Annotated in this window: 21 protein-coding genes; 12 read left to right on the top strand and 9 right to left on the bottom strand. The window is 71.0% G+C overall.

All coding sequences use genetic code 11. From position 1 onward, the window contains the following. Positions 1-32: 32 nt before the first annotated feature. The 3 genes from ACFY3D_RS18395 to ACFY3D_RS18385 all read right to left on the bottom strand — a co-directional run bounded on the left by ACFY3D_RS18395 (position 33) and on the right by ACFY3D_RS18385 (position 2070). On the bottom strand, positions 33-1331 hold the full coding sequence (locus ACFY3D_RS18395) for a SidA/IucD/PvdA family monooxygenase (protein ID WP_389980776.1): 1299 nt from the start codon (positions 1329-1331) through the stop codon (positions 33-35). A gap of 74 nt (positions 1332-1405) precedes the next feature. Continuing rightward, entirely contained in the window at positions 1406-1552 is a 147-nt protein-coding gene (locus ACFY3D_RS18390; RefSeq protein WP_362897106.1) for a hypothetical protein, read from the bottom strand. A gap of 149 nt (positions 1553-1701) precedes the next feature. Further along, complete coding sequence (locus ACFY3D_RS18385; protein WP_350943838.1) at positions 1702-2070, bottom strand: hypothetical protein; 369 nt, start codon at positions 2068-2070, stop codon at positions 1702-1704. 361 nt (positions 2071-2431) lie between these two features. Here ACFY3D_RS18385 and ACFY3D_RS18380 point away from each other — a divergent pair, with 361 nt between their 5' ends. Beyond that, positions 2432-3421, top strand: coding sequence for a LuxR C-terminal-related transcriptional regulator (locus ACFY3D_RS18380; protein WP_389980774.1), 990 nt, complete (start codon positions 2432-2434; stop codon positions 3419-3421). 28 nt (positions 3422-3449) lie between these two features. Here the strand turns inward: ACFY3D_RS18380 and ACFY3D_RS18375 are convergent, their stop codons facing one another. Next, positions 3450-3965, bottom strand: coding sequence for a methyltransferase family protein (locus tag ACFY3D_RS18375; RefSeq protein ID WP_389980772.1), 516 nt, complete (start codon positions 3963-3965; stop codon positions 3450-3452). Between the two features lie 251 nt (positions 3966-4216). Here ACFY3D_RS18375 and ACFY3D_RS18370 point away from each other — a divergent pair, with 251 nt between their 5' ends. The 4 genes from ACFY3D_RS18370 to ACFY3D_RS18355 are packed head-to-tail and all read left to right on the top strand — an operon-like array spanning position 4217 to position 10912. Then, positions 4217-8305: a Pls/PosA family non-ribosomal peptide synthetase gene (locus ACFY3D_RS18370; RefSeq protein ID WP_389980770.1), complete on the top strand. Its 4089-nt coding sequence runs from the start codon at positions 4217-4219 to the stop codon at positions 8303-8305. A 22-nt stretch (positions 8306-8327) separates the two neighbouring features. Then, positions 8328-9620 (top strand): M1 family metallopeptidase, encoded by a 1293-nt coding sequence (locus ACFY3D_RS18365; protein ID WP_389980768.1) that lies wholly within the window; start codon positions 8328-8330, stop codon positions 9618-9620. Between the two features lie 22 nt (positions 9621-9642). Further along, positions 9643-10068 (top strand): DUF2809 domain-containing protein, encoded by a 426-nt coding sequence (locus ACFY3D_RS18360; protein WP_389980766.1) that lies wholly within the window; start codon positions 9643-9645, stop codon positions 10066-10068. Positions 10069-10102: 34 nt separating this feature from the next. Then, complete coding sequence (locus ACFY3D_RS18355) at positions 10103-10912, top strand: Fpg/Nei family DNA glycosylase (RefSeq protein WP_389980764.1); 810 nt, start codon at positions 10103-10105, stop codon at positions 10910-10912. A 96-nt stretch (positions 10913-11008) separates the two neighbouring features. Here ACFY3D_RS18355 and ACFY3D_RS18350 read toward each other — a convergent pair whose 3' ends face one another. Beyond that, positions 11009-11863 carry a tryptophan 2,3-dioxygenase family protein gene (locus ACFY3D_RS18350; RefSeq protein WP_350943850.1) on the bottom strand — a complete coding sequence of 285 codons (855 nt, stop codon included), beginning with the start codon at positions 11861-11863 and terminating at the stop codon, positions 11009-11011. Positions 11864-12012: 149 nt separating this feature from the next. On the opposite strand from ACFY3D_RS18350, the gene ACFY3D_RS18345 reads away from it, so the two are divergent. Next, positions 12013-12438: an Lrp/AsnC family transcriptional regulator gene (locus ACFY3D_RS18345; protein WP_350944243.1), complete on the top strand. Its 426-nt coding sequence runs from the start codon at positions 12013-12015 to the stop codon at positions 12436-12438. A 164-nt stretch (positions 12439-12602) separates the two neighbouring features. Here the strand turns inward: ACFY3D_RS18345 and ACFY3D_RS18340 are convergent, their stop codons facing one another. Both ACFY3D_RS18340 and ACFY3D_RS18335 read right to left on the bottom strand, forming a co-directional pair. Beyond that, positions 12603-13820, bottom strand: coding sequence for an alpha/beta hydrolase (locus ACFY3D_RS18340; RefSeq protein WP_389980762.1), 1218 nt, complete (start codon positions 13818-13820; stop codon positions 12603-12605). A gap of 34 nt (positions 13821-13854) precedes the next feature. Continuing rightward, a complete protein-coding gene (locus ACFY3D_RS18335) occupies positions 13855-14535 on the bottom strand; it encodes a GntR family transcriptional regulator (protein WP_389980760.1) in 681 nt (226 codons plus the stop codon). 124 nt (positions 14536-14659) lie between these two features. Here ACFY3D_RS18335 and ACFY3D_RS18330 point away from each other — a divergent pair, with 124 nt between their 5' ends. From ACFY3D_RS18330 to ACFY3D_RS18315, 4 genes are all read left to right on the top strand, one after another. After that, positions 14660-16024, top strand: coding sequence for an MFS transporter (locus ACFY3D_RS18330; protein WP_350943855.1), 1365 nt, complete (start codon positions 14660-14662; stop codon positions 16022-16024). Between the two features lie 495 nt (positions 16025-16519). Continuing rightward, complete coding sequence (locus tag ACFY3D_RS18325; protein WP_350943857.1) at positions 16520-17077, top strand: GNAT family protein; 558 nt, start codon at positions 16520-16522, stop codon at positions 17075-17077. A gap of 268 nt (positions 17078-17345) precedes the next feature. Beyond that, a complete protein-coding gene (locus ACFY3D_RS18320; RefSeq protein WP_389980758.1) occupies positions 17346-18161 on the top strand; it encodes a sirohydrochlorin chelatase in 816 nt (271 codons plus the stop codon). Between the two features lie 66 nt (positions 18162-18227). After that, the gene (locus tag ACFY3D_RS18315; RefSeq protein ID WP_389980756.1) at positions 18228-18635 is read left to right on the top strand and encodes a nitroreductase family deazaflavin-dependent oxidoreductase; all 408 of its coding nucleotides are present in this window, start codon (positions 18228-18230) and stop codon (positions 18633-18635) included. 96 nt (positions 18636-18731) lie between these two features. Here the strand turns inward: ACFY3D_RS18315 and pgeF are convergent, their stop codons facing one another. Beyond that, on the bottom strand, positions 18732-19418 hold the full coding sequence (pgeF, locus tag ACFY3D_RS18310) for a peptidoglycan editing factor PgeF (RefSeq protein ID WP_389980974.1): 687 nt from the start codon (positions 19416-19418) through the stop codon (positions 18732-18734). A 96-nt stretch (positions 19419-19514) separates the two neighbouring features. Between pgeF and ACFY3D_RS18305 the strand changes: the two genes are divergently transcribed. After that, entirely contained in the window at positions 19515-19880 is a 366-nt protein-coding gene (locus tag ACFY3D_RS18305) for a PH domain-containing protein (protein WP_362505298.1), read from the top strand. A gap of 113 nt (positions 19881-19993) precedes the next feature. Here ACFY3D_RS18305 and glgA read toward each other — a convergent pair whose 3' ends face one another. Continuing rightward, on the bottom strand, positions 19994-21169 hold the full coding sequence (glgA, locus tag ACFY3D_RS18300; RefSeq protein WP_389980754.1) for a glycogen synthase: 1176 nt from the start codon (positions 21167-21169) through the stop codon (positions 19994-19996). A 48-nt stretch (positions 21170-21217) separates the two neighbouring features. Here glgA and glgC point away from each other — a divergent pair, with 48 nt between their 5' ends. Next, the gene (glgC, locus tag ACFY3D_RS18295) at positions 21218-22444 is read left to right on the top strand and encodes a glucose-1-phosphate adenylyltransferase (protein ID WP_350943866.1); all 1227 of its coding nucleotides are present in this window, start codon (positions 21218-21220) and stop codon (positions 22442-22444) included. Positions 22445-22601: the final 157 nt, after the last annotated feature.

The raw sequence follows: 22601 nt of genomic DNA, 5'->3' as shown, positions 1-22601 counted from the left end.
TCCTCGAAGGTTTCCGAGAGGCTCGGCAGGGGTCAGGAGGCGATCGGGAGGGCGAACGGCGTGAGGAGCTCGGCGGCGGCGTTGTTGCCCTGGATGTCGTAGACGATCTCCTCCGCCCGGTTGGCCAGCGTGCTGAGCAGGGAGTCGGCGATGCCGTGCGTGTCCTCGTTCACGCCCTGCAGGTAGCAGGCGGCGCCCGAGCCGGTGGGCAGGGACAGCTTGTAGAAGCGATCGACGCCGATCTCGCCGAGGCCGGCCTTGGTGGCGAGGTCGCGGATCAGCGTGGGCATCCGGCGGTCGAAGCCGGTGCCGAGCAGCAGGATGTCGCAGGTCAGCTCGTCGTGGTCGCCGCTCTTCCTGTCCCGGAGGGTGAGGACGATCTCGTCGCCCTCGATCCTGGCCCGGGAGATCTCGGCCATCGTGATCATCCGGATCCTCTCCTGTCCGGCGAGGCGCTCCAGGTAGATCTGCCGGTAGAGGTTTTCGAGCAGGCCCGGCGACAGCCCGGCGTAGTTGGTGCGGTGCATCTCGCCGAGGAGCTGGCGTCGTGCCTCGGGACGCGACCGGTGGAACTCGTCGACAAAGGAGGCGTAGAAGAGCTCGTTGGTGAACTTGCTGCTCTCGTAGCCGGTGAGGCCGATGGAGCGCATGATCATCGTGCACTGGGCGTTGGGCATGCTCTGGTGGGTGGACCACAGCATCTCGGCCGCGCTCTGCGCGCCGCCGATGACCGCGACCCGGTGCGGGGCGTCGTGGTCGATCTCGGCGATCACCTGGCTGTACTCGGTGCTGTGGATGATCCGCTCGCGGGGGAGCTCGTCGAACACCTCGGGGATGTGGGCGTCACGGCCCGCGCCGACCACCAGGGTGCGGCAGCCGATGGTCGATCCGTCGGCGAGCCGGACGATCCACCGTTCGACGCCGCCGTCCTCGGCCATGACCGGCTCGACCGCCACACAGCGCCGGCCGTACTCGATGCGCACCTGGGCGAGCGACTCCGCCACCCAGAGCAGGTAGTTCGAGATCTCCGTCCTGTACGGGGTGAAACTGCCCAGATTGACGAATTCACTGAGCCTTCCCACGGAGTGCAGGTGGTTCACGAAGGAGAATCTGCTCTGCGGGTTTCTCAACGTGACCAGGTCCTTGAGAAAGGAAACCTGGCTTTGGGCCCAGGGCAGCAGCATTCCCCGATGCCAGACCACGTTCTCGTGCTGTTCTATGATCAGCGTTCTTGTGGCCAGTTCCGGAGCGAGCTCTTCGAGGGCCACGGCGAGGGCGAGGTTGGACGGCCCTGCGCCGAGAGCGAGTAACTCGACTTCCTGGTGCTTCACGATGGTCGCCTCCCGGACGACTTCTCGGGCTCGGTGCCCGTGACGAATGGTTTTCTGGGTTTCTCCTGGTCGGCTCACTGCCAGCCGGCGCCGCCCGCCGGGGTGCGGGCCGCGGTGGCCGCGAGGCCGGCCCTCATCCCGGGCACGGCCGCGGCGACGAGAAGGGCGGTGAGAGAGTGGGCGCCGAGTGCGGGGGCGATGCGACGGACCGTGGTGCTCATTGTTCTTCTTTCCTTTCGACCGGCGATTCTCGGCGCCCTTTTTCTGTTTCGCGGACGATCTCCGAATTTCATTTCCGGATATTTCCCGCTTCGTTCTGACACTTCGATTCTTGGGCGATCGCGGTTGGTTGCGGAAGCCCTGGAGCCTGTCAGCGCGCTGCAATGGCAGGACGCTGACAGGCCTCCTCGTCGAAGGACTCAAGACGCCCGAGCGCGAGGTCGAGGTCGGTGCCGCAGGCCACCAGCGACCACCCGGAGAGTTCGGGAACGCCGTGCAGGGCACGCAGGCACAGCCGGGCCGCGGCGCTCTCGGCCTCGTCGAGGGTGGGCCTGCGGATGAAGAGACCGAGATGGATTCCGGCGGGATGCTGCTCGCTGTAGATGTGCTCTATCCCGTCGGCGGGCTCCGCCAGCACCAGAAGAAGGTGGCGGAGCTCACGCGCGGGCATCCACCCGCCGTCCGGGGCCAGGTGGCCTTCGATCTGGGGGGCACGCAGGCGCGCGTTGATGAGATACATGAATCGACCGTGGTTCGCGCGTGGCGAATCCACCAGGTGTTTCCCCTGTCAGGTCCATGGCGTGGCAGCATCATGCCAGCGCGCCCCGCCCCCGCGCCCCGCCCCCGCGGCCCGACGCCGGCGTCCCCGCACGGCGTCCCCGCGGACCCCGCGCACCGCCCCGGCAGGCCCCTCGGAGGACGCCCCGCCACACCCCGCGCCCGAAGGACGATCCCGGCGGACCGGCACGCCCCGGCGGGGGCGGGGCGATCGCGTAACCCGGTCATCACTGCGCCCGGCTACTTTTCAGGCTGTGATCGTCGTGGGTCCCGCCCACCGGATCGTGTCTCGGTCATGCTCGAACCGTGGAGGAGTCGTGCTCATGCTGCTTGGCATCGGGTCCGCCGAGGAAACCGTCTACCGCACCATTCTGGAGAACCCCTCCTTCGGGGTGACCGAGCTGAGCCTGGAGCTGGGATGGCCGGTCCACCGGATCCGCGCCACCCTGGACGAACTGGCCAAGTTGTCACTCCTGCGCCCCTCTTGGGAGGAGCCGGACGTGCTGCGCCTGGTCCGCCCGGAGGTGGGACTCTCCGCGCTACTGGCCAGGGAGGAGGCCGCGCTGCTGGCCAAGCAGCAGGAGATCGAGCGGAGCCGGACGGCCGTCGCCCAGATGATCGCCGCCTACGGCGACCACCACCCGGCGCGCTCGGACGGCGACTCCGAGGCGCTCGTCGGCATCGACACGATCCGCGGCAGGATCGAGGAACTGGTCGGCGGGTGCCGGCAGGAACTGCTCGGATTCGAACCCAAGAGCGCCCAGACCCCGGAGAACATCCTGGCGAGCCGTCCGCTGGACGAGGCTCTGCTCGACCGTGGCGTGGCGATCCGCATCATCTATCCCGACAGTGTCCGCAACGACCAGGCGACCACCGGGTACGCGACCTGGCTCACCGGTAACGGCGGCCAGATCCGCACCACCCCCGGACTCCCGCTTCGCATGCTCATCTTCGACCGCCGGACGGCCCTGCTGCCGACGGACCCGGCGGACAGCAGCGTCGGAGCGGTTCTGCTGCGCGGGGCGGGCGTGGTCGCCGCCCTGGTCGCCCTGTTCGAGCAGACCTGGGGGACCGCCGGCCCGCTGGGCGAGGAGCGCAGGCGCGACGAGAAGGGCCTCAGCGACCAGGAGCGCGAGGTGCTCCGCCTGCTCTCGACGGGGCTGACCGACGAGGCGGTGGCCCGCAGGCTCGACGTCTCGGTGCGCACCCTGCGGCGCGTCACCGCCGAACTGATGGAACGGCTCGGGGCTCGCAGCCGGTTCCAGGCCGGATGCCTCGCGGCGGCCAAGGGATGGCTGCCGTCCTGCCCGTGACGGCGCGGGCCGGCCGTACGGCGATCGATCAGGGTTCGTAGGCACGCGAGCGGGGCCACCAGCCCGGCACCGCCGCACGGTATCTCTCGTAGTCGGCGCCGAACGCGCGGCGCAGGGTCGGCTCCTCGTACCAGCGGACGAACGCGACGACCGGCACGGCCACGGCGACGGCGTACAGCAGCAGGACGGGGCGGCCCAGGAGCAGCGCCTGCCCGCAGATGACCGCGAGAACCGACACGTACATCGGATTGCGGACGTGGGCGTACAGCCCGCCGACGACCAGGTGCTCGGTGGGCGCGATCGGGGCGGGGGTGCCGAGACCTTCCACGACGAACCGGACGAACGCCCTGACCAGCACCGCGGTCCCGGCGAGAACGAGTGCCGCGCCCGCCAGGCGCAGCGGCACCGCACCCCAGAGTGGCGCCGCGCGCAGGAGGTCCCCCTCCTCCCAGCGGGTGATCCACCAGGGCAGGACCCCCGCGACGGTTCCCGGCGCCAAGGCGAAGAAGATCGTGGTCCCGACCGCGGCGGATGTCCTGCGCATGGCGTCACGCTCCCGTGCCGTGGCCGCCGCAGACGTCCCGGCCTCGCCGTACGGCAGCTAATTCACTAAGCGTTGAGTTTAAGATCGCACCGGAAGGGGCGTCAACGCCCGGCAGGCCCCCACTGCCATCTGGGTGAAATATGCCCGAAAGGGAAGGTTCATGTGAGGTACGGCCTCACGGAGGAAATGCGTTAACCCCGTGCACGTAGGCTGTCCCGGGCCCACAGGGGGCGTACACATGGGGGAAGACAGTGATTCCGTTACCGGCCGGCACCGGTGTGCCGTCGCGAGCGCTCCTGCCCGGAGGGGCCGCGCCGCAGGTCAGGACGTTGCTGGACATCCTCGACCAGACCACGCGACGGCACCCCCACGCGCTCGCCCTGGACGACGGCAAGACCCGTCTCGACTACACCGGGCTGCGGGCCGAGGCGAACCGGATGGCCCTGGAGCTGCGGGCGGCCGGGATCGGGCGCGGGGACCGGGTCGGGGTGCGGATCCCCTCGGGCACCGTCGGCCTGTACGTCGCGATCGTCGCCGTGCTCACCGCCGGGGCCGCCTACGTGCCGGTGGACGCCGACGACCCCGACGAGCGGGCTGACCTGGTCTTCGGCGAGGCGAATGTCCGCGCCGTCATCGGCGACGGCGGGAAGATCTCCCCCTACGGCGACCCGTACGAGCACCTGGGCGCCCCCTCCTCCGGTGACGGCGCGGCGCACCCGGCCGGCCGCGACGGGCACCCCGGTGAACCCTCCGCCGAGCAGGGTGCCGGATGTGAGATTCACCACCCTCACGGCCCCGAACACCTCACGCCTGAGCCCCGGCGCACCGGCGGCTCCGAACTCGACTACGCGGCCGAGTTGCACGGCGGGGGCCCGTACCACGGGCGCGGTGCAGACGCGACGGGCGGGAGACCGGACGAGGAGCGAAGGCGGGTCGGCGAGCGCCCCGGTCCCGAGGACGACGCGTGGATCATCTTCACCTCCGGCTCCACCGGCAGGCCCAAGGGGGTGGCGGTGACCCACCGCAGCGCCGCGGCGTTCGTGGACGCCGAGGCGCGGCTGTTCCTCACGAAAGAGCCGATCGGCCCCGGTGACCGGGTGCTGGCGGGACTGTCGGTGGCGTTCGACGCCTCCTGCGAGGAGATGTGGCTCGCCTGGCGTCACGGCGGCTGCCTGGTGGCGGCGCCGCGCGCGCTGGTGCGCACCGGCATGGACCTGGGGCCGTGGCTGCTGGACATGGGCATCACGGTGGTGTCGACCGTACCGACGCTGGCGGCGCTCTGGCCCGTCGAGACGCTCGACGACGTACGACTGCTGATCTTCGGCGGCGAGGCGTGTCCCCCGGAGCTGGCCGAGCGGCTGGCCGTGCCGGGCCGCGAGGTGTGGAACACCTACGGCCCGACCGAGGCGACGGTGGTGGCGTGCGCGGCGCCGCTCACCGGCGAGGGCCCGGTGCGGATCGGGTTGCCGCTGACGGGCTGGGACCTCGCCGTCGTCGGCAAGGACGGCGAGCCGGTGGCGATGGGAGAGACCGGCGAGCTGGTCATCGGCGGGGTCGGGCTCGCCAGATACCTGGATCCGGTCAAGGACGCGGAGAAGTACGCGCCGCTCACCTCGCTCGGCTGGGAGCGCGCCTATCGCAGCGGCGACCTGGTGAGGGCGGAGCCGGAAGGGCTCGTCTTCGTCGGGCGGGCCGACGAGCAGATCAAGCTCGGCGGGCGCAGGATCGAGCTGGGCGAGGTGGACGCGGCGCTGCAGGCGCTGCCCGGGGTCGCCGGGGCGGCCTCGGCGGTCCGCACGACCGGCGGCGGACACCAGTTGCTCGTCGGCTACGTCGTGCCCGGCGAGGAGTTCGACCAGCAAGACGCCAGAGACCGCCTCCGCCACTCCCTGCCCGCCGCGCTCGTCCCCAGGATCGCCCTCGTGGACGAGCTCCCGACCCGCACCTCCGGGAAGATCGACAGGGATGCGCTGCCCTGGCCGCTGCCCGGCAGACCGGGAACGCCGGAGACACCGGACGCCGGGGTGCCGGACGTCGACCCGTGGGTGACCGAGTGCTGGACGGACATCCTGGGCGGCGTCGAGGGCGACTTCTTCGCCGAGGGCGGCACCAGCCTCGCGGCGGCGCGGCTGGTCTCGACGCTGCGGACCCGCTACCCGGCGGTCACCGTCGGCGACGTCTACGACCACCCGACGCTGGCCGGGCTCGGCAGGCACCTGTCGGCGCTCGACGCGCCGGAGATCGTGACCACCGACCGGATCGTCACGCCGATGCCGCGCCGCGCCGCGATCGCGCAGGCGGCGCTCACCGTGCCGCTGCTCAGCGTCGGCGCGCTGCGCTGGGTGGTGGCGCTCGCCGCGCTGAACAACCTGGCCGGATCTCCCTGGGCTCCCGCCGTCTCGTGGTGGTGGGTGCTCGCCGGCGCGCTGCTGTTCGTCAGCCCCGCCGGGCGGATCGCGCTCGCCGCGGGCGGCGCCAGGCTGCTGCTACGAGGTCTTGAGCCCGGCACATACCCCAGGGGCGGCGGCACGCACCTGCGGCTGTGGTTCGCCGATCGGCTCTCCGAGCGGCTCGGCGTGGGCGAGGTCTCCACCGCCCCGTGGCTCACCCACTACGCGCGGGCGCTCGGCGCCCAGGTCGGCGACGACGTGGACCTGCACTCGATGCCGCCGATCACCGGAATGCTCAAACTGGGCAGGTACGCGGCCGTCGAGCCCGAGGTCGACCTGAACGGCTACTGGATCGACGGCGACCAGGTGCGCGTCGGCGAGATCAAGATCGGCGCCTCCGCCACGGTCGGCGCCCGCACCACCCTGTTCCCCGGCACGAAGATCGGCAAGAACGCCCAGGTGGCGCCCGGTTCGGCGGTGGCGGGCTCGGTGCCCTCCGGGGAGCGCTGGGCGGGCGTGCCCGCGAGCCGGACGGGCAAGGCCCGCCCCACGGCCGTCGACCGCCCCCCGCGCTCATGGCCCTGGGCGACGGCGTACGGGCTGTCCGCGCTGGTCCTGAGCCTCTTCCCGGTGATCGCCGCGCTGCCGGGCCTCGCCGTCCTGCTGCGCGACGGCGCACCCTCCCTCGCCTCCGTCCTGTACGGGGTGCCGCTCGCCACCCTCGCCTCGGCGGCCACCCTCGCCCTGCTCACCGTGGCCTCGGTACGACTGCTCTCGCTCGGCCTGCACGCCGGGCAGCACCCGGTGCACAGCCGCCAGGCCTGGCAGGCGTGGGCGACGGGCCTGCTCATGTCGATGGCGCGGGTCTGGCTGTTCCCGCTGTACGCGAGCATGGTCACCCCCGCCTGGCTGCGCGCCCTGGGCATGAAGGTCGGCCGTGACGTGGAGCTGTCGACCGTGCTGGCGCTGCCGTCGATGACCTCGGTCGGCGACGGCGCCTTCCTCGCCGACGACACGATGGTCGCGCCGTACGAGCTGGAGGGCGGGCGGCTGCGGGTCGGCCACGTGCGGATCGGCAAGCGCGCGTTCCTCGGCAACTCGGGGATGACCGCGCCGGGGCGCAAGGTGCCCAAGGACGGGCTGGTCGCGGTGCTGTCCGCGGCGCCGAAGAAGGCCAAGGCGGGCTCGTCGTACCTGGGGATGCCCCCGGTGGAGCTGCGCAGGTCCGCCGAGGAGGGCGATCGGAGCCGCACCTACGACCCGCCGCCGAGGCTGAGGTTCGCCCGCGCCGCGGTCGAGGTGTGCCGCGTGGTGCCGCTGATGTGCACGGTCGCCGTGGCCGTGCTCGTCGCGGCGGCCGTGGAGTGGCTGGCCGGGGCGTACGGCTTCGCGGTGGCGGCGGCCCTGTCGGGCGTGGCGGTGCTGGGCGGCGGGGTGCTCGCCGCGGCGACGGCGACCGTGGCCAAGTGGGTCCTGGTGGGCAGGATCGCGGTGGGCGACCGGCCGCTGTGGAGCTCGTTCGTGTGGCGCAACGAGCTGGCCGACACCTTCGTGGAGGTGCTCGCCGCGCCCTGGTTCGCCCAGCACTGGCTGGGGACGGCACCGCTGAACCTGTGGCTGCGCTCCCTGGGGGCGCGGGTGGGCAGGGGCGTGTGGTGCGAGACCTACTGGCTGCCGGAGGTCGACCTGGTCAGCCTGGGTGACGGGGTGTCGGTGAACCGGGGATGCGTGTTGCAGACACACCTGTTCCACGACCGCGTGATGAGCATCGATACTGTCGTCATGCGGGACGGATCCACACTCGGCCCCCACGGGGTGGTCCTGCCCGCGGCGACGATCGGGGAGAACACCACGGTCGGACCGGCGTCCCTGGTGATGCGCGGCGAGTCCGTGCCCGCCGGGACCCGCTGGTTCGGCAACCCGATCGCGGCCTGGGCCCGGCGAGGATAGCGCGCGAACAGAGGAAGCCGGTGTGGCTTTGAGCACGACCTCCACCCTCCAGCTGTACTTCCCCATGCACGGCGACGACGGCTACCGGGTGGAGCACTACGACCTCACCCTCGACTACCGGGTGGGCCCCAACCGCCTGGGCGGGGTGGCCAGGATCTCCGCGGTGGCGCTGCGGCCGCTCACCCGGGTCGCCTTCGACCTCGGCGCCCTGCGGGTGAGCGGTGTGCTGGTCGACGGCGCGCCGGTGCGTTTCACCCACCGCGGCGGCAAGCTCCACCTGTCGCCCGCCGGGCTGCGCCCCGGCCGGTTCACCGTCGAGATCCGCTACGCGGGCACCCCCCGCCCTGTGAGCAGCCACTGGGGCGGGCTCGGCTGGGAGCAGCTCACCGACGGCGTCATCGTGGCCGGCCAGCCGATCGGGGCGCCCTCGTGGTTCCCGTGCAACGACCGGCCGGACGACAAGGCCACCTACCGGATCTCGGTCACCACCGCCTCGGTGTACCAGGTGGTCGCCAACGGCGAGCTCGTCTCCAAACGCCGGGCGGCCTCGACGACCACGTGGGTGTACGAGCAGGCCGAGCCGATGTCCTCCTACCTGGCGAGCGTGCAGATCGGCCGCTACCAGCAGGCCGAGGCCGGTCCGGGGACGCGGCTGGTCTTCCCCGCCGGATACGCCACGCGGGTGCGCCACGACTTCGGGCGCCAGGAGCGGATGATGGAGGTCTTCAGCGAGCGGTTCGGCCCCTACCCGTTCGGCTCCTACACCGTGGTGGTCGTGGACGACGAGCTGGAGATCCCGGTCGAGGCGCAGGGCATGTCGATCTTCGGGGTGAACCACGTGGACGGCAAACGAAGCGAGGAGCGGCTGGTGGCGCACGAACTGGCCCACCAGTGGTTCGGCAACAGCCTCACGGTGGCCGACTGGAGCGGCATCTGGCTGCACGAGGGGTTCGCCTCGTACGCGGAGTGGATCTGGTCGGAGAGTTCCGGCGGCCTGTCCTCCGACGACCACGCGCACCGCTGGCACCGCCGCCTTTCGGTGCTCCCGCAGGACTTCACGCTGGCCGACCCGGGTCCCCGGCGGCTGTTCGACGACCGCGTCTACAAACGCGGCGCCCTCACCCTGCACGCGCTCCGGCGCACCGTCGGCGACGACTCCTTCTTCGCGCTGCTCAGGGAGTGGACGGCCGGGCACCGCCACGGGACCGTCACCACCGACGCCTTCACCGCGCTCGCCGCGCGCCGCACGACGCGGCCGCTGGACGACCTGTTCGCCGGCTGGCTGCACGGCCGCCCCCTGCCCGCCCTCCCCTGACCCTCGCATCTCGGACGACTCGATGGCCCTGATGGAAGATCCCTCCTCCCGCACGCGCCTGCTCGCCGCGTTCGCCGCCGTGGCGACCGTCGCCGCCGGGCTCACCGTCCGCGCGGTCACCGGCGGCTGGTTCGGCAAGTACGCGGGCGACGCCCTCTACACCGTGCTCGTCCACGCGCTGGTGGTGCTGGTGTGGCCCCGGATCACGCCGGTGCGGGCCGCGATCGGCGCGCTGGCGTTCAGCTGGGCGGTCGAGCTGGCCCAGCTGACGCCCGTTCCCGCCGCGCTCTCCGAGGTGAGCGTCGTGGCCAGGCTGGTGCTCGGCAGCACGTTCGGCGCGGCCGACCTCGTGGCGTACGCGGCCGGGGCCCTGCTCGCCGCGTCGGCCCACGCCCTGGCCCGGCGCCGTTCCCGGCGTCGGCGGGAGCGGGCGTCCGCGGCGCCCTGAGCATCGCCGCGCGGATCGTATGATTCTCACAATCATGCCTGAAGGACACACCATTCATCGCCTCGCCCGAGAGCACCGGCGGGCGTTCGGGGGGCGGGCCGTGCACGCGGAGAGCCCCCAGGGACGGTTCGCCGCCGGAGCCCTGCGGATCGACGGGCGGGTGCTCACCGAGGCCGACGCCCACGGCAAGCACCTGCTGCTGGGTTTCGACGACGAGCGGTGGCTCCACGTCCACCTGGGCATCTACGGCAAGTACGCCTTCGGCCCGGTCCCCGTGCCCGCCCCGACGGGGATGGTGCGCCTGCGCCTGAGCAACACGGGCGAGTACGCCGACCTGCGCGGCCCCAACACCTGCGAGCTGCTCGGCCCCGAGGGAAAGGCCGCGCTGCACGCCAGGCTCGGGCCGGACCCGCTGCGCGCGGACGCCGATCCGGACATCGCCTGGCGGCGGATCAGCCGCAGCCGCGTCTCCGTCGGGGTCCTGCTGATGGACCAGTCGGTCGTCGCGGGGGTGGGCAACATCTACCGCGCCGAGGCGCTGTTCCGCCAGGGGGTCGACCCGTCGCGGCCCGGCCGCGACCTCACCCACGACCGCTGGGAGGCGATCTGGGCGGATCTGGTGCTTCTGATGGCCGACGGCGTCCGGGTGGGCCACATCGACACGGTCAGGCCCGAGCACACGCCGCAGGCGATGGGCCGCCCGCCCCGCGTCGACGGCCACGGCGGCGAGGTCTACGTCTACCGGCGCTCCGGCATGCCCTGCTTCCTGTGCGGCACCGAGGTCCGCACGAGGGTGCTCGCCGGGCGCAACCTCTTCTGGTGCCCTGCCTGCCAGGTCGGCTGACCTCCTCCCCGGCGGGGAGGTGCGCCGCGCGGGCCGCTGACGAGCGCGGGCGTCGGAGAACCCGAAGGACCCCGGGGTACGGCGCCGAGGAGCACCTCACATCAGGGTTCTGGCCGTCCAGAGTTCGGGGAAGATCTCCCGTCGCATGCTCCGCTCCAGCCAGCTCAGGCCGCTCGACCCGCCGGAGCCCGGCTTGGCGCCCATCGAGCGGCGCACTGCCATCAGGTGCCGGTAGCGCCACTCGGAGAACTGCTCGGCCAGGTCGGTCAGCGCCTCGGCCAGCGGAGCGAGCGGACCGCCGTACACCTCGACCCAGACCGCCTCGACCTCGGGGACGGGCTCGTGCTCGGTGGCGAGGTCGCGATCGAGCACCGCACGGGGGACGGCGTGGCCCGCGCGGGCGAGGAAGGCGAGGACCGAGTCGTAGAGGCTCGGCCGGTGCAGGGCCTCCACGAGCTCCTCGTACGCCTCGGGGTTGCGGCGGTGCGGCCGGATGAGCGCCTCGGACTTGTTGCCGAGCAGGAACTCCACGTGGCGGTAGAGGGCCGACTGGAAGCCGGACCCCTCGCCGAGCGCGTCGCGGAAGGAGTTGAACTGCGCGGGGGTCAGCCAGCTCAGCGCGGCCCAGGCGGCGTTGAGCGCCTCGAAGTGCCGTACGGTGCGCTTGATCGTCGAGATCGCGGCATCGGCGTCGTCCTCGTCGAGCTGCCGCTGGGCGAGGTGCCACTCGGTGCGGAGCAGTCCGAAATAGAGTTCCATCACCTGGGTGGTGACCAGGAACGGCAGTTCCTCCGGAACGTCGGTGAGGGTGCGCTGGATACCGCGCAGGGCGGCGGTGCCCACGTAGTCGTCGTAGGGCGTGCCCTCTTCGAAGCCCAGCGTCGGCAGCCCTTCGTTGGCCTCGGCGCGCGCCTTACGGTCCTGCTCTGTGAGCTGCTTGATGCCGGTCATCACTCCTCCTCCGCCTGGGTACCTCCATGGTGGTCTGTATCGGTCTGTACGGAAATAATGGAAGAAAGGTGATTATTGGACTGAGCCTTCGGAACGTAAGGCATCGGGCAGATCAAGTTACGACGTGACGGAGCGTGACCGTGGACGCGATGGATTGGGCGCTGCTGGCCGAGTTGCAGGACGACGCGCGCCTGTCGTACAGCGAGCTCTCGCGCCGGGTGCACCTGTCCGCTCCGGCGGTGGCCGAGCGGGTGCGACGGCTGGAGGAGACCGGGGTGATCACCGGCTACCACGCCCGGGTGGACGCGGCGCTGGCCGGGCGCGGGGTGGCCGCGCTGATCAGGATGTCGTGCTACGGGCCCCGCTGCGTGCTCCGCGACGATCAGGCGCTCGCCTGGCCGGAGATCCTGGAGGTGCACCGGGTGACCGGTGACGCCTGCTGCCTGCTGCGGGTGGCCGCCTCCTCGATGACGGCCTTCGAGGAGATGATCGACCGGCTCGCCCCCTACGGCCACCCGTCGAGCATGATGGTGCTGTCCAGCCCGGTCCCCTGGCGCCCCCTCTCCTCGCTCTGACGGGCCTCCGACGGGCCCTTGAGGGGCCTCCGGCGGGATGGACCGCGGGTGGTTCAGCCTGGTCGGGCGACTCGGCTCGGTGAACCTTCGCCGGTCGGCGCCGACCTTCTTCCTGCCGGGCTGCCGGGGGACCTTTCAGGAGTCCTTCGACCGGCGAAGGCGCGTCAGGAGGGGGTTCGGTGCTCGGCGACCGCCCCGGCGGTGGCCCGCCAGATCGGTGAGGCGGGGTCGATGACGTCAAAATGATCGCCCGACATTTCGAGATATGTCACTTGATCGCCCGCCGCTTGGGCGGCTCGCGCGTAGCGACGGCTGAAGTCCACCAGGTCCAGGTCGTCCCCGCCGCCCTGCACGATGAGCTGGGGCACTCCCACCGGAAGCCGTTCCAGCGGCCCTGAACTCCGGTAGACGTCGGGCACCTCGGCGAGGGATCCGCCGAGCGCGGCGGCGACCGCGCCGGTGCCCGTGTGCCTGCGATCTCCCTCGGCCAGGTCGAGCACCCCCGCCAGGGAGACGGCCAGGGTGATCCGGTGGTCGTCGGCGGCGGCGCGCAGCGCGAGCTGTCCGCCCGCCGAGTGGCCGATCACCACGAGCGGGCCGTTCGCGCTCTCCGCCGCGAGGGCGACGCCCCGGGCGACGTCCTCGGTGGTCGCGTCCCAGCCGTGCAGGTCGGGGCGGCGGTATTCGAGGTTCCAGGCGACGAACCCGCGCTCGGCGAGGTCGACGGCGAGCGCGTCCATCAGGTCCGCACCCCAGACCGAACGCCAGAAACCACCGTGCAGCAGCACCGCGGTAGGCACCTGTTCGCCGCTCTCCCCCGACGCCGCGAGGGCCTGCCCGTCGCCTCCGTACGGGGAGCGCACCTCCGACCACTGGTCGGGGTGGTCGCCGTAGGCGATCCTGCGCGCGGGCCGGCGCAGGCGATGGACGGCGTGCCTGATCGCCCAGGTCAGTCCCCAGATTCCCCGCCCGTGCATGTGGGTGCCCGACACTGCCCGGGTGGCTCCGGTGGCGCCCGTGCCACCGGCGGCCCCCGTGCCGCCCGTGGAGACCGCGCCGTCCGCGGTCCCGGTGCCCGCCTCGGCCGCCGGAAGGGGCGCGTCGGCCTTCGCCGGGTGGGGCCTCATCGTCAGGTCGAGCCAGACCGCGTCGGGACGCTCGGAAGCCAGGCGGCGGGCCTCTGGATCCGGACCCGGCAGGATGACCAGGACGTCCCGCGACTCCAGCGCCGCCCGGAAGCCGGGCACGTCCGGGGTCGCCGACACCGTACCGCCGACACCGAGCGCCGCGAACTCCCGATCGGCCACCTCGGTGAGCAGGCGGAGGTCCGCGACCACACCGGGGCCGATGAGCACGTTCACATGCGGATTCGGAGGAAGCATCCGCCCATTGTGCCGTATTACACCCCATTTACGGCTAGGGGATATATGCCTTTATCAGTAGTTTCTCGGCGTCGTCCAGGTAGGTCTCCAGGGCCTGCTCGGCCTCGGCCACCCGTCCGGTCTCCATGAGCTCCACCAACTGCATGTTGCGGACCACGAAAGGCTCGTGGAAGGCGCGGGGGTTCTTCATGACGTGGAAGACCAGGCGGAGCTCGGCCAGCAGTTGACGCATCACCTCGTCCAGGCGCGGGCTGCCGTTCAGGGCGGCGAGGTTCTGGTGGAAGCGGATGTTGGCCGTCCCGACGTCCTGCCAGCGCCCCTCGCCGGCGGCACGGGACGCCTCGGCGACGGCCTCCCTGATGACGGCGAGAGTCTCCCGGGTGGCGTGCGCACTGTTTCGCACGGCGGCGCCCTCGATCACCCTGCGCATCCGGTAGAGGTCGGCGACGTCCTCCGCCGACAGCACGCGCACGAACACACCCCGGTTGAGCCGATGCTCCAGCAGGCGCTCGTGACCGAGAAGCCGGAACGCCTCGCGCAGGGTATTGCGCGAGACTTCGAGCGCCGCGCCGATGCTCTCCTCGGACAGGCGCTGACCTGGGACGAAGAGTCCTTCGGCGATCCGGTCACGGAGGATGTCGGCGACCACCTCCGCCGCACTGCTGCGCCCGAGACGACCGCGATCGCGCTGTAGCGCTGCGGTGACGTTTTCCACTCCCCCAAGAAATCATCAAACAAACCTATTGTCGAATTGTTGAACGATTCTTATGTTGATGGGGACCGCAACACGAAGCGAACTCACGGGACCTCCCCCGACGAGAAGCTAAGGAGCACATGCGATGGCAAGCTCCCAGACCAGACGGGTCATCGTGGCCGGACTGGTCGGCACCTCCCTGGAGTGGTACGACTTCTTCCTCTACGGTTCGGCCGCGGCCCTGGTCTTCAACAGGCTCTTCTTCCCCACCTTCGAACCGCTCACCGGCACGCTGCTCGCGTTCCTCACCTACGCGATCGGGTTCGTCGCGCGGCCGCTCGGCGGCATCGTGTTCGGCCACTTCGGCGACCGGGCCGGCCGCAAGAACGTACTGGTGGTCACCCTGCTGCTGATGGGCGTCGCCACCTTCCTGATCGGCCTGCTGCCCGGCTACGCCACCATCGGCGTGGCCGCCCCGCTGCTGCTCGTCACCCTGCGCTTCCTGCAGGGGCTCGGCCTGGGCGGCGAGTGGGGCGGAGCCGTGCTGATGTCCATCGAGCACGGCGACTCCCGCCGTCGCGGGTTCAACGCGAGCTGGCCGCAGGTCGGCGTACCCGCGGGAAACCTGCTGGCGGCGGGCGTGCTCGGGGTGATGTCCGCGGCGCTTCCCGAGGAGGCGTTCCTGTCGTGGGGATGGCGGGTGCCGTTCCTGCTGTCGGGCGCGCTCGTCGTCGTGGGCCTGTGGATCCGCCTGCGGATCGTGGAGTCCCCGCTGTTCGCCCAGGTCGAGCGGGCGGGCGCGAAGGCACGGATGCCGCTGCTCGAGGTGCTGCGCACGCACCCGCGCGCGCTGATCTCCGCGGGCCTCGCACGCATCGGCGTGGACGTCGCCTTCTACATCTTCGTGACCTATGTCCTGGCCTACGTCACCGGTCCCCTCGCACTCGAACGCGGGGTCGCGCTGAACGCGGTGCTGATCGGCTCCGCCTTCCAGCTCTTCCTGATCCCGCTGTTCGGCGCGCTCTCCGATCGGGTCGGCCGCCGCCCGGTCTACCTGGCGGGCGTGATCGGGGCCGCGATCTGGGTGTTCGCCTTCTTCCCCCTGCTCGACACCAGGTCCTTCCCGCTGATCGTGCTGGCCTCCGTCGTCGCCCTCGCCTGCCACGCGGCGATGTACGGGCCGCAGGCGGCCTTCATCGCCGAGCTGTTCAGCACCCGCCTGCGCTACAGCGGCGCGTCCATGGGTTACCAGGTCGCCGGGATCTTCGGTGGCGCCCTCGCCCCGATCATCGCGTTGTCGCTTTTCGACCGGTTCGGCGGCACCCTCGCCATCTCGCTCTACGTGGTCGCCGCGCTCGCCGTCACCGCCGTGGGCCTCGCCATCGCGCCCGGGACCCACACCGACCTCCCCGGAACCCCCGACCTCGGCGGAGCCCAGGGCGGGGATTCCGGCGCCACCGGCGACGGCGTTCCGGGAACGCGCACGGGGACCGCTTCCCGGGACGCCTGAGCCCTCTCGCGGCCACCGCCCCTCTCCGGTGGCCGCGTCCTTCTCCGAAGTAGGAGAACCACCCGGTGAATTCGCCGCGATTCACCGAACTCGCCGACCCGCCGGCTCGTTGTAACCCCATACAGGCCTATCGGAGTACGTCAGAACCACCAGAGCCCGCCACGAGGGGAAGCCGGGCGGGCCGGTGGCAGGGGACGGCCATCCCCGGCCACCGCCCTCCGGTGCCCTCCCCGCAAAAAAGGAGGATCGACATGTCCGTCGAAGACGGCGTCGCTCCCCGCGAAGTGAAGCGGCCCCCCCGCGAGGCCGACCGCACGGGAGCCGGCCCGTGTCCGATTCCGGACACGATCGAGACCGTGTCGCCTGAGTCGTGGCACAGGAATCCTGGCCCTGGGCACACACGGAGCCATGCGTATAAGATCACTAAAATGATGGTATGTCCGCTTACCGGAAAGATCTCTAGCCGTAGGCGCTCCGAGACGTTAGCGTCTGCGCATGCGCCACGTTGAGATCTCGGGCAAGAGACTCCGGCTCAGGGAAATCACCATCGATGACGTGGACGCCCTGCACGCCGTATACGGTGACCCGACGGCCACCGAGCACCTGCCGTTCGACCCCCGCACGCGCGAGGAGGTCGAGGAAACGATCATCGAGGCGATCAAGGCCGCGGAGGTCGAGCCTCGGCGTCTCTACGTGCTGGCGGTGACCGACCTCGACAACAGCGAGGCCTTCGGCGTCGCCCGGCTGCACATCGAGGCCGACCACCCGCACAGCGCGGAGATCGGCCTCGGGCTCCGTCCCGACCACTGGGGCCGGGGCATCGGCACCGACCTGATCCGGCTGATCCTGACGTTCGGCTTCCGCGATCTGCGCCTGCACCGCATCTGGGGCGCCCGCTCCCCCGCCAACACCGCCGCCCAACTCGCGATGCTGGTCGCCGGGATGGTCGAGGAGGGCAGGATCAGGCACCACGTGCGGGCCCGCGGGGTCTGGCGCGACTCCATCGTGCACTCGGCGCTGGAGGACGAGTGGGAGGGGCACCGTGACGTCTGACCTGACGGGTTTCCCGGCCGCGCACCGCCCGCCCACCCACCATGAACCGGTCACCCGCCGGCGCGCCGGTCGTGACCCGGTCGCACGCCGGACATGAGCCCACCCCGTACCGGCCGCGAGCCGGTCGCATACCGGCTGTGAGCTGGGCGCACGCCCGGTCACCGACCCGCCCGGGGGCGGGTTCCCCACTCCTTTCCACAAATGTTGTGACGGAAATGCTGCCGTTTCCGGTCACGGGAAGTGTCAAATGCCCCTAGAGTCCGCGCATGTGAGCGAGAGTCCCATCCTCCCCGTACGAGGGCGCCCGGTACGGCCCTCCGGAAGGCACCGCAGGCCCGTGCCCTCCCAGCTCCCGCCCGAGGCGCCGGCGCTCGTGCTGGCCGCGCTCGGCGACGCCTCCGGCACCGCCGCGGAACTCGCGGCCCTCATCCGAGGGGACAATCCACAGATCCAGGTCCGGTTGGCCGCGCTCGGCGAGGACGGCAAAGGACTGACCTCCGAACTGGAGGCGGCGGCGAGGGAGCGTCCCGAGGACGCGACGGCCGCCATCGTGGTTCCGCTGCTGACCGGCCCGCACCCGGTCGCCGACCAGCTGATCTCCGCGGCGGTCGCCTCCAGCAAGGTCCCGGTGACGGTCACCGACCCCCTGGGGCCGCACCCGCTGCTCGCCGAGGCCCTGCACATCCGCCTGTCGGAGCGAAGCCTGGCGCGGGCCGACCGGATGCGGCTGCTCAACGTCTCCAGCCCGGTCGACGCGGTCATCCTCGCCACCGTCGGCGGCGAGATCGCGGCGGCGGAGGCACAGCCGACGGCGGTGCTGCTGGCCTCGCGGCTCACCCTGCCCGTCCTGGTCGCCTCCCTCGACAGCGCGCCCACCGTGGCGGACGCGGCCGGGCGGCTTCGCGGCATCGGCGCCCAGCGCATCGCCGTCTCCCCCTGCCTGCTGGGCCCTGAGGCGCCTCCAGGGCTCGCGAACGCGGCCGCGGAGGAGGTCGGAGCCGAGTGCGCCGAGGTTCTCGGCGCGCACGATCTGATCGCGGACCTGGCCGCCCGCGCCTACGGGAGCATCCTGTCGGCGGATTGATCGACCCGGTGTGATGGATCCCCTCTGACGGGTATTGACCCGCGTAATCGTCAGAGGGGATAGATCATGCTGTTCGGAAAAGAGCATGTGGAGAGATATCAGGCGACCGACGGCGCCGAGGGGCACGAGTGGCAGGGCACCACGACCCTGATCCTCACCACCGTCGGCCGCAAGTCCGGCGAGCGGCGCTCCACCCCGCTCATCTACCAGCGTCACGGCGACGACCTCCTCGTGGTCGCCTCCAAGGGGGGCGCCGACGATCCGCCGCTGTGGTACCTCAACCTCCAGGCGGATCCCGAGGTCGAGGTCCAGGTGCTGGACGACCGGTTCAAGGCCAGGGCACGCACCGCCACTCCGGAGGAGAAACCGGAGATGTGGTCGATCATGGCCGCGGCCTGGCCCGCCTACGACGAGTACCAGACGAAGACCGAGAGGGAGATCCCGGTGGTCGTGCTGGAGCGTGCCGCGGCGTGACGGACACCGCGTGACCGGGAAGGGCCGGGCGGGTCCCGTGGGCGACCTGGACCGGCCTCCCCTCCGTACGCGGGCCGGGACCGGGGTGAGGGCGGGTCAGGCCTCCAGCCAGACGTAGCCCGCGAACCTGCCGGTCGTCCCCTCCCCGCGATGGGAGAACAGGTCGGGGCTCTCGATGGTGCAGCGGGTGTCGTGGGTGATCTCCCCGACACCCGCCTTGCCCAGTTGCGAGGTGATCGCGGCCCGCAGGTCGAGGGCCGGGGTGTCCTGGCGGGTGATCGACCACGCCTCGGGAAGCATCACCGCGACCTCCTCACGCATGTCCGCGGGGACCTCGTAGCAGGTGCCGCAGGCCATCGGGCCGATCAGCGCGGTCATCCTCGCCGGGTCCGCTCCGCGTTCGGCCATCTCCTCGACCAGGGCCGTGACGACGCCGGACATGGTGCCGACCCGGCCCGAGTGCGCGGCGCCGACCAGTCCGGCCTCCGGCTCGGCCAGCAGGACGGGCGCGCAGTCGGCGCAGAGCGCGGCCAGGCCGAGGCCGGGAACGTCGGTACAGACCCCGTCCAGTGGCGGCGGGTCGTCGCCGAAGGGTTCCCTGACATATTGGACATCGGCGCTGTGGACCTGCCGCATGAACACGACCCGCTCCAGGCCGAACTCGGCGGCCGTCCGCGCTCTGTTCTCCGCGACCGCGTCCGGCTCGTCGCCGCACATGCCTCCGAGATTGCGACTGCGGTACGGACCGGTGCTGACACCACCGTGACGATCGGTGATCCTCATCTGAAAGTTCACGGGCCGACCTTACCCGCCCAGGAACCTGACCCCCGGGACGTTCGTTTCACAGAGACACAGATCCCCCTACAGATTGCGAACGTCATGGCTCAGGTTGTGTACGACCGCAAGGAGCAGTACCAGCAGATTGAGAGCGGCCTCATGCCCGGCGAGCAGATCATCGCCGTCTACGACGCCATCGGTACGGGCACCGGCTTCCTGGGGCTCACCGACAAGCGGGTGATCGTGCAGGACAAGTCGTTCGTCGGCAAGAAGATCGCCATCACGAGCATCCCCTACAACAAGGTCTCCGCGGTGAGCGTGGTGAGCAACAAGTCGATCGCGGGCTCGTTCTTCTCCTCGGGGGCCATCGCGATCCACGTGGGCACCCACACCTACGAGGTGGAGTTCCGGGGCGACAACAAGGCGCATCACGTGCACAACGTGATCCTGCACTTCATCACCGCCTAGGACCCCACCTCGTCACCGCCGGAGACCACGGGGAACCACCGGGGAACCACTGCGGGAGACCACCGCCGTGGACTCCGCCCCGCGAGGGACCGTCACCCGGCGCAGGCCCGCGCCTACCGGCGGGCGACCTGCCGGTAGAGCTCCATCGTCCGCTCGGCGATGCGCTCCCAGGAGAAGTGCTCCACCGCGCGGACCCTTCCCGCCTCGCCCATCCTGGTGGCGAGGGCGGGGTCGGCGAGCAGCCGGTTGACCCGCTCGGCGAGGTCGGCGGCGAAGGCGTCGGGGTCGTGCGGGGTGCCGTCGGCGGCCTGGTCGATCGGGACCAGCAGACCGGTCGAGCCGTCTGCCACGACCTCGGGGATGCCGCCGGTGGCGGTGGCCACGACGGCGGTCTCGCAGGCCATCGCCTCCAGGTTGACGATGCCCATCGGCTCGTAGACGGAGGGGCAGACGAACACGGTGGCGTGGGTGAGGATCTGGATCACCTCGGGACGGGGAAGCATCTCCGAGATCCACACGACGCCCTCGCGGTCGAGTCCGCGCACCAGCGCGGTCACCTCGGCGGCGATCTCGGGAGTGTCGGGGGCTCCCGCGCAGAGCACCAGCTGGGCGTCGGGGTGGAAGTCGCGTGCCGCGTGGAGCAGGTGCACGAGACCCTTCTGCCGGGTGATGCGCCCCACGAAGACGACGTAGGGCCTGCTCGGGTCGATGCCGTGCCGCTCCAGGACGTCGGTGTCCCGGTCGGGGGCGTACTCGCCGGTGTCGATCCCGTTGTGGATCACAGTGACCCTCTCCGGCGGAATCTCCGGATAGCTCGCCAGCACGTCGCGGCGCATCCCCTCGGAGACCGCGATGATCGCGTCGGCGCTCGCCAGCGCGCCGCGCTCGGCCCACGACGACAGCGTGTAACCGCCGCCCAGTTGCTCGGCCTTCCACGGCCGCAGCGGCTCCAGGCTGTGCGTGGTCACCACGTGGGGTGTCCCGTACAGCATCTTGGCGACGTGGCCCGCGAAGTTGGCGTACCAGGTATGGCTGTGTACCAGGTCGGCGCCCTCACACCCGGCGGCCATCTCCAGGTCGACGCCGAGCACCTGCAGCGCGGCGTTGGCCGTCTCCAGCCCGCCCGGCACCCGGTAGGCCGCGACGCCCTCCTCCGGTCGTGACGCTCCGAAGCAGCGGACCCGGGTGTCGGCGAGCCTGCGCAACTCCCGGGCGAGGTATTCGACGTGAACTCCCGCCCCTCCGTAGACGTCGGGGGGGTATTCACGGGTCAGCAGATCCACTCGCATGCGATCAGCCTAGTGTTTCATCCCTGTTCATCAGGTTAAGGTCCACCTATGAGAGTCCTCGCGATCGTGCTCGCCGGTGGAGAAGGTAAGAGGCTCATGCCTCTGACAGCTGATCGAGCGAAGCCTGCGGTGCCTTTCGGGGGGATATACCGGCTCGTCGACTTCGTACTGTCCAATCTCGCCAACGGCCACTACCTCCAGATCGTTGTGCTGACGCAGTACAAGAACCACAGTCTCGACCGGCACATCTCCCGGACATGGCGCCTGTCGGCGATGCTCGGCAACTACGTCACACCGGTCCCCGCCCAGCAGCGCCTCGGGCCGCACTGGTTCTCCGGTTCCGCCGACGCGCTGTTCCAGAATCTGAACCTCATCTACGACGAGATGCCCGACCACGTCATCGTGTTCGGCGCCGACCACATCTATCGCATGGACCCGCAGCAGATGGTGCGTCAGCACATCGAGAGCGGAGCCGAGGTGACCGTGGCCGCGATCCGGCAGCCGCTCTCGCTCGCCGACCAGTTCGGGGTCATCGAGACCGACCCCGCCGGACGCAAGATCACGGCCTTCCGCGAGAAGCCGAAGGACGCGGTGGGCCTGCCCGACGCGCCCGACCAGGTCTACGCCTCGATGGGCAACTACGTCTTCAAGACCCAGTCGATGATCGACGCGCTGAGGGAGGACGCGCTCGACCCGACCAGCAAGCACGACCTGGGTGGCAACATCATCCCGATGATGGTGAAGTCGGGCAGCGCGGAGGTGTACGACTTCGCCGACAACATCGTGCCCGGCTCCACCGAGCGCGACCGGGGCTACTGGAGGGACGTCGGAACGCTCGACGCCTACTACGAGGCCCACATGGATCTCATCTCGGCGCATCCGGTCTTCAACCTCTACAACAGCCGCTGGCCCATCTACACCGGCCACGATCCGCTCCCCCCGGCCAAGTTCGTGCACAACGACGGCGACCGGGTGGGCAGGGCGATCGACTCCCTCGTCTCCGCGGGCGCGATCGTCTCCGGCGGGCTCGCCGAGCGTTCCATCCTCTCCCCCGGCGTGGTGCTGCACTCCCACTCCCAGGTCGAGGACTCGGTCCTGATGGGCAACGTGAAGGTGGGCCGCGGCGCCATCGTCCGCAAGGCCATCATCGACAAGAACGTGATCATCCCGGACGGCGCCAGGATCGGCTTCGACCTGGAGTACGACCGCAGCCGCTTCGCGGTGACCAACGGCGGCATCGTCGTCATCGGCAAGAACGAGATCGTCGAGCGCTGACCCCTTCACCGGACATCGGCACGACCCGTGTCACCGGTCGTGGGGGGGGCCCCCCCCCCCCCCCCCCCCCCCATCCGCGCCCTGCGGTTGTCTCGGGGGCGCGGGGCGGCCGGGGGGGGGGGGGCGCCGGCGCGGGGGGCGGGCGCGGCGGCCGGGA

This window comes from Streptosporangium sp. NPDC000509, assembly GCF_042898365.1.
Taxonomy (GTDB): Bacteria; Actinomycetota; Actinomycetes; order Streptosporangiales; family Streptosporangiaceae; genus Streptosporangium.
Note: the sequence above shows the minus strand (reverse complement) of the source record. Positions and strands in the feature narration are given on the sequence as shown.

Excerpts from the sequence above, each read along its gene's own strand:
- ACFY3D_RS18355 (WP_389980764.1), top strand. The coding sequence starts at position 10,103 with ATGCCTGAAGGACACACCATTCATCGCCTCGCCCGAGAGCACCGGCGG.
- glgA (WP_389980754.1), bottom strand. The coding sequence starts at position 21,169 with ATGCGAGTGGATCTGCTGACCCGTGAATACCCCCCCGACGTCTACGGA.
- ACFY3D_RS18380 (WP_389980774.1), top strand. The coding sequence starts at position 2,432 with ATGCTGCTTGGCATCGGGTCCGCCGAGGAAACCGTCTACCGCACCATT.
- ACFY3D_RS18360 (WP_389980766.1), top strand. The coding sequence starts at position 9,643 with ATGGCCCTGATGGAAGATCCCTCCTCCCGCACGCGCCTGCTCGCCGCG.
- ACFY3D_RS18305 (WP_362505298.1), top strand. The coding sequence starts at position 19,515 with ATGGCTCAGGTTGTGTACGACCGCAAGGAGCAGTACCAGCAGATTGAG.
- ACFY3D_RS18375 (WP_389980772.1), bottom strand. The coding sequence starts at position 3,965 with ATGCGCAGGACATCCGCCGCGGTCGGGACCACGATCTTCTTCGCCTTG.
- ACFY3D_RS18330 (WP_350943855.1), top strand. The coding sequence starts at position 14,660 with ATGGCAAGCTCCCAGACCAGACGGGTCATCGTGGCCGGACTGGTCGGC.
- ACFY3D_RS18385 (WP_350943838.1), bottom strand. The coding sequence starts at position 2,070 with ATGTATCTCATCAACGCGCGCCTGCGTGCCCCCCAGATCGAAGGCCAC.
- ACFY3D_RS18350 (WP_350943850.1), bottom strand. The coding sequence starts at position 11,863 with ATGACCGGCATCAAGCAGCTCACAGAGCAGGACCGTAAGGCGCGCGCC.
- pgeF (WP_389980974.1), bottom strand. The coding sequence starts at position 19,418 with ATGAGGATCACCGATCGTCACGGTGGTGTCAGCACCGGTCCGTACCGC.
- ACFY3D_RS18345 (WP_350944243.1), top strand. The coding sequence starts at position 12,013 with ATGGATTGGGCGCTGCTGGCCGAGTTGCAGGACGACGCGCGCCTGTCG.
- ACFY3D_RS18390 (WP_362897106.1), bottom strand. The coding sequence starts at position 1,552 with ATGAGCACCACGGTCCGTCGCATCGCCCCCGCACTCGGCGCCCACTCT.
- ACFY3D_RS18315 (WP_389980756.1), top strand. The coding sequence starts at position 18,228 with ATGCTGTTCGGAAAAGAGCATGTGGAGAGATATCAGGCGACCGACGGC.
- ACFY3D_RS18325 (WP_350943857.1), top strand. The coding sequence starts at position 16,520 with ATGCGCCACGTTGAGATCTCGGGCAAGAGACTCCGGCTCAGGGAAATC.
- ACFY3D_RS18340 (WP_389980762.1), bottom strand. The coding sequence starts at position 13,820 with ATGCTTCCTCCGAATCCGCATGTGAACGTGCTCATCGGCCCCGGTGTG.
- glgC (WP_350943866.1), top strand. The coding sequence starts at position 21,218 with ATGAGAGTCCTCGCGATCGTGCTCGCCGGTGGAGAAGGTAAGAGGCTC.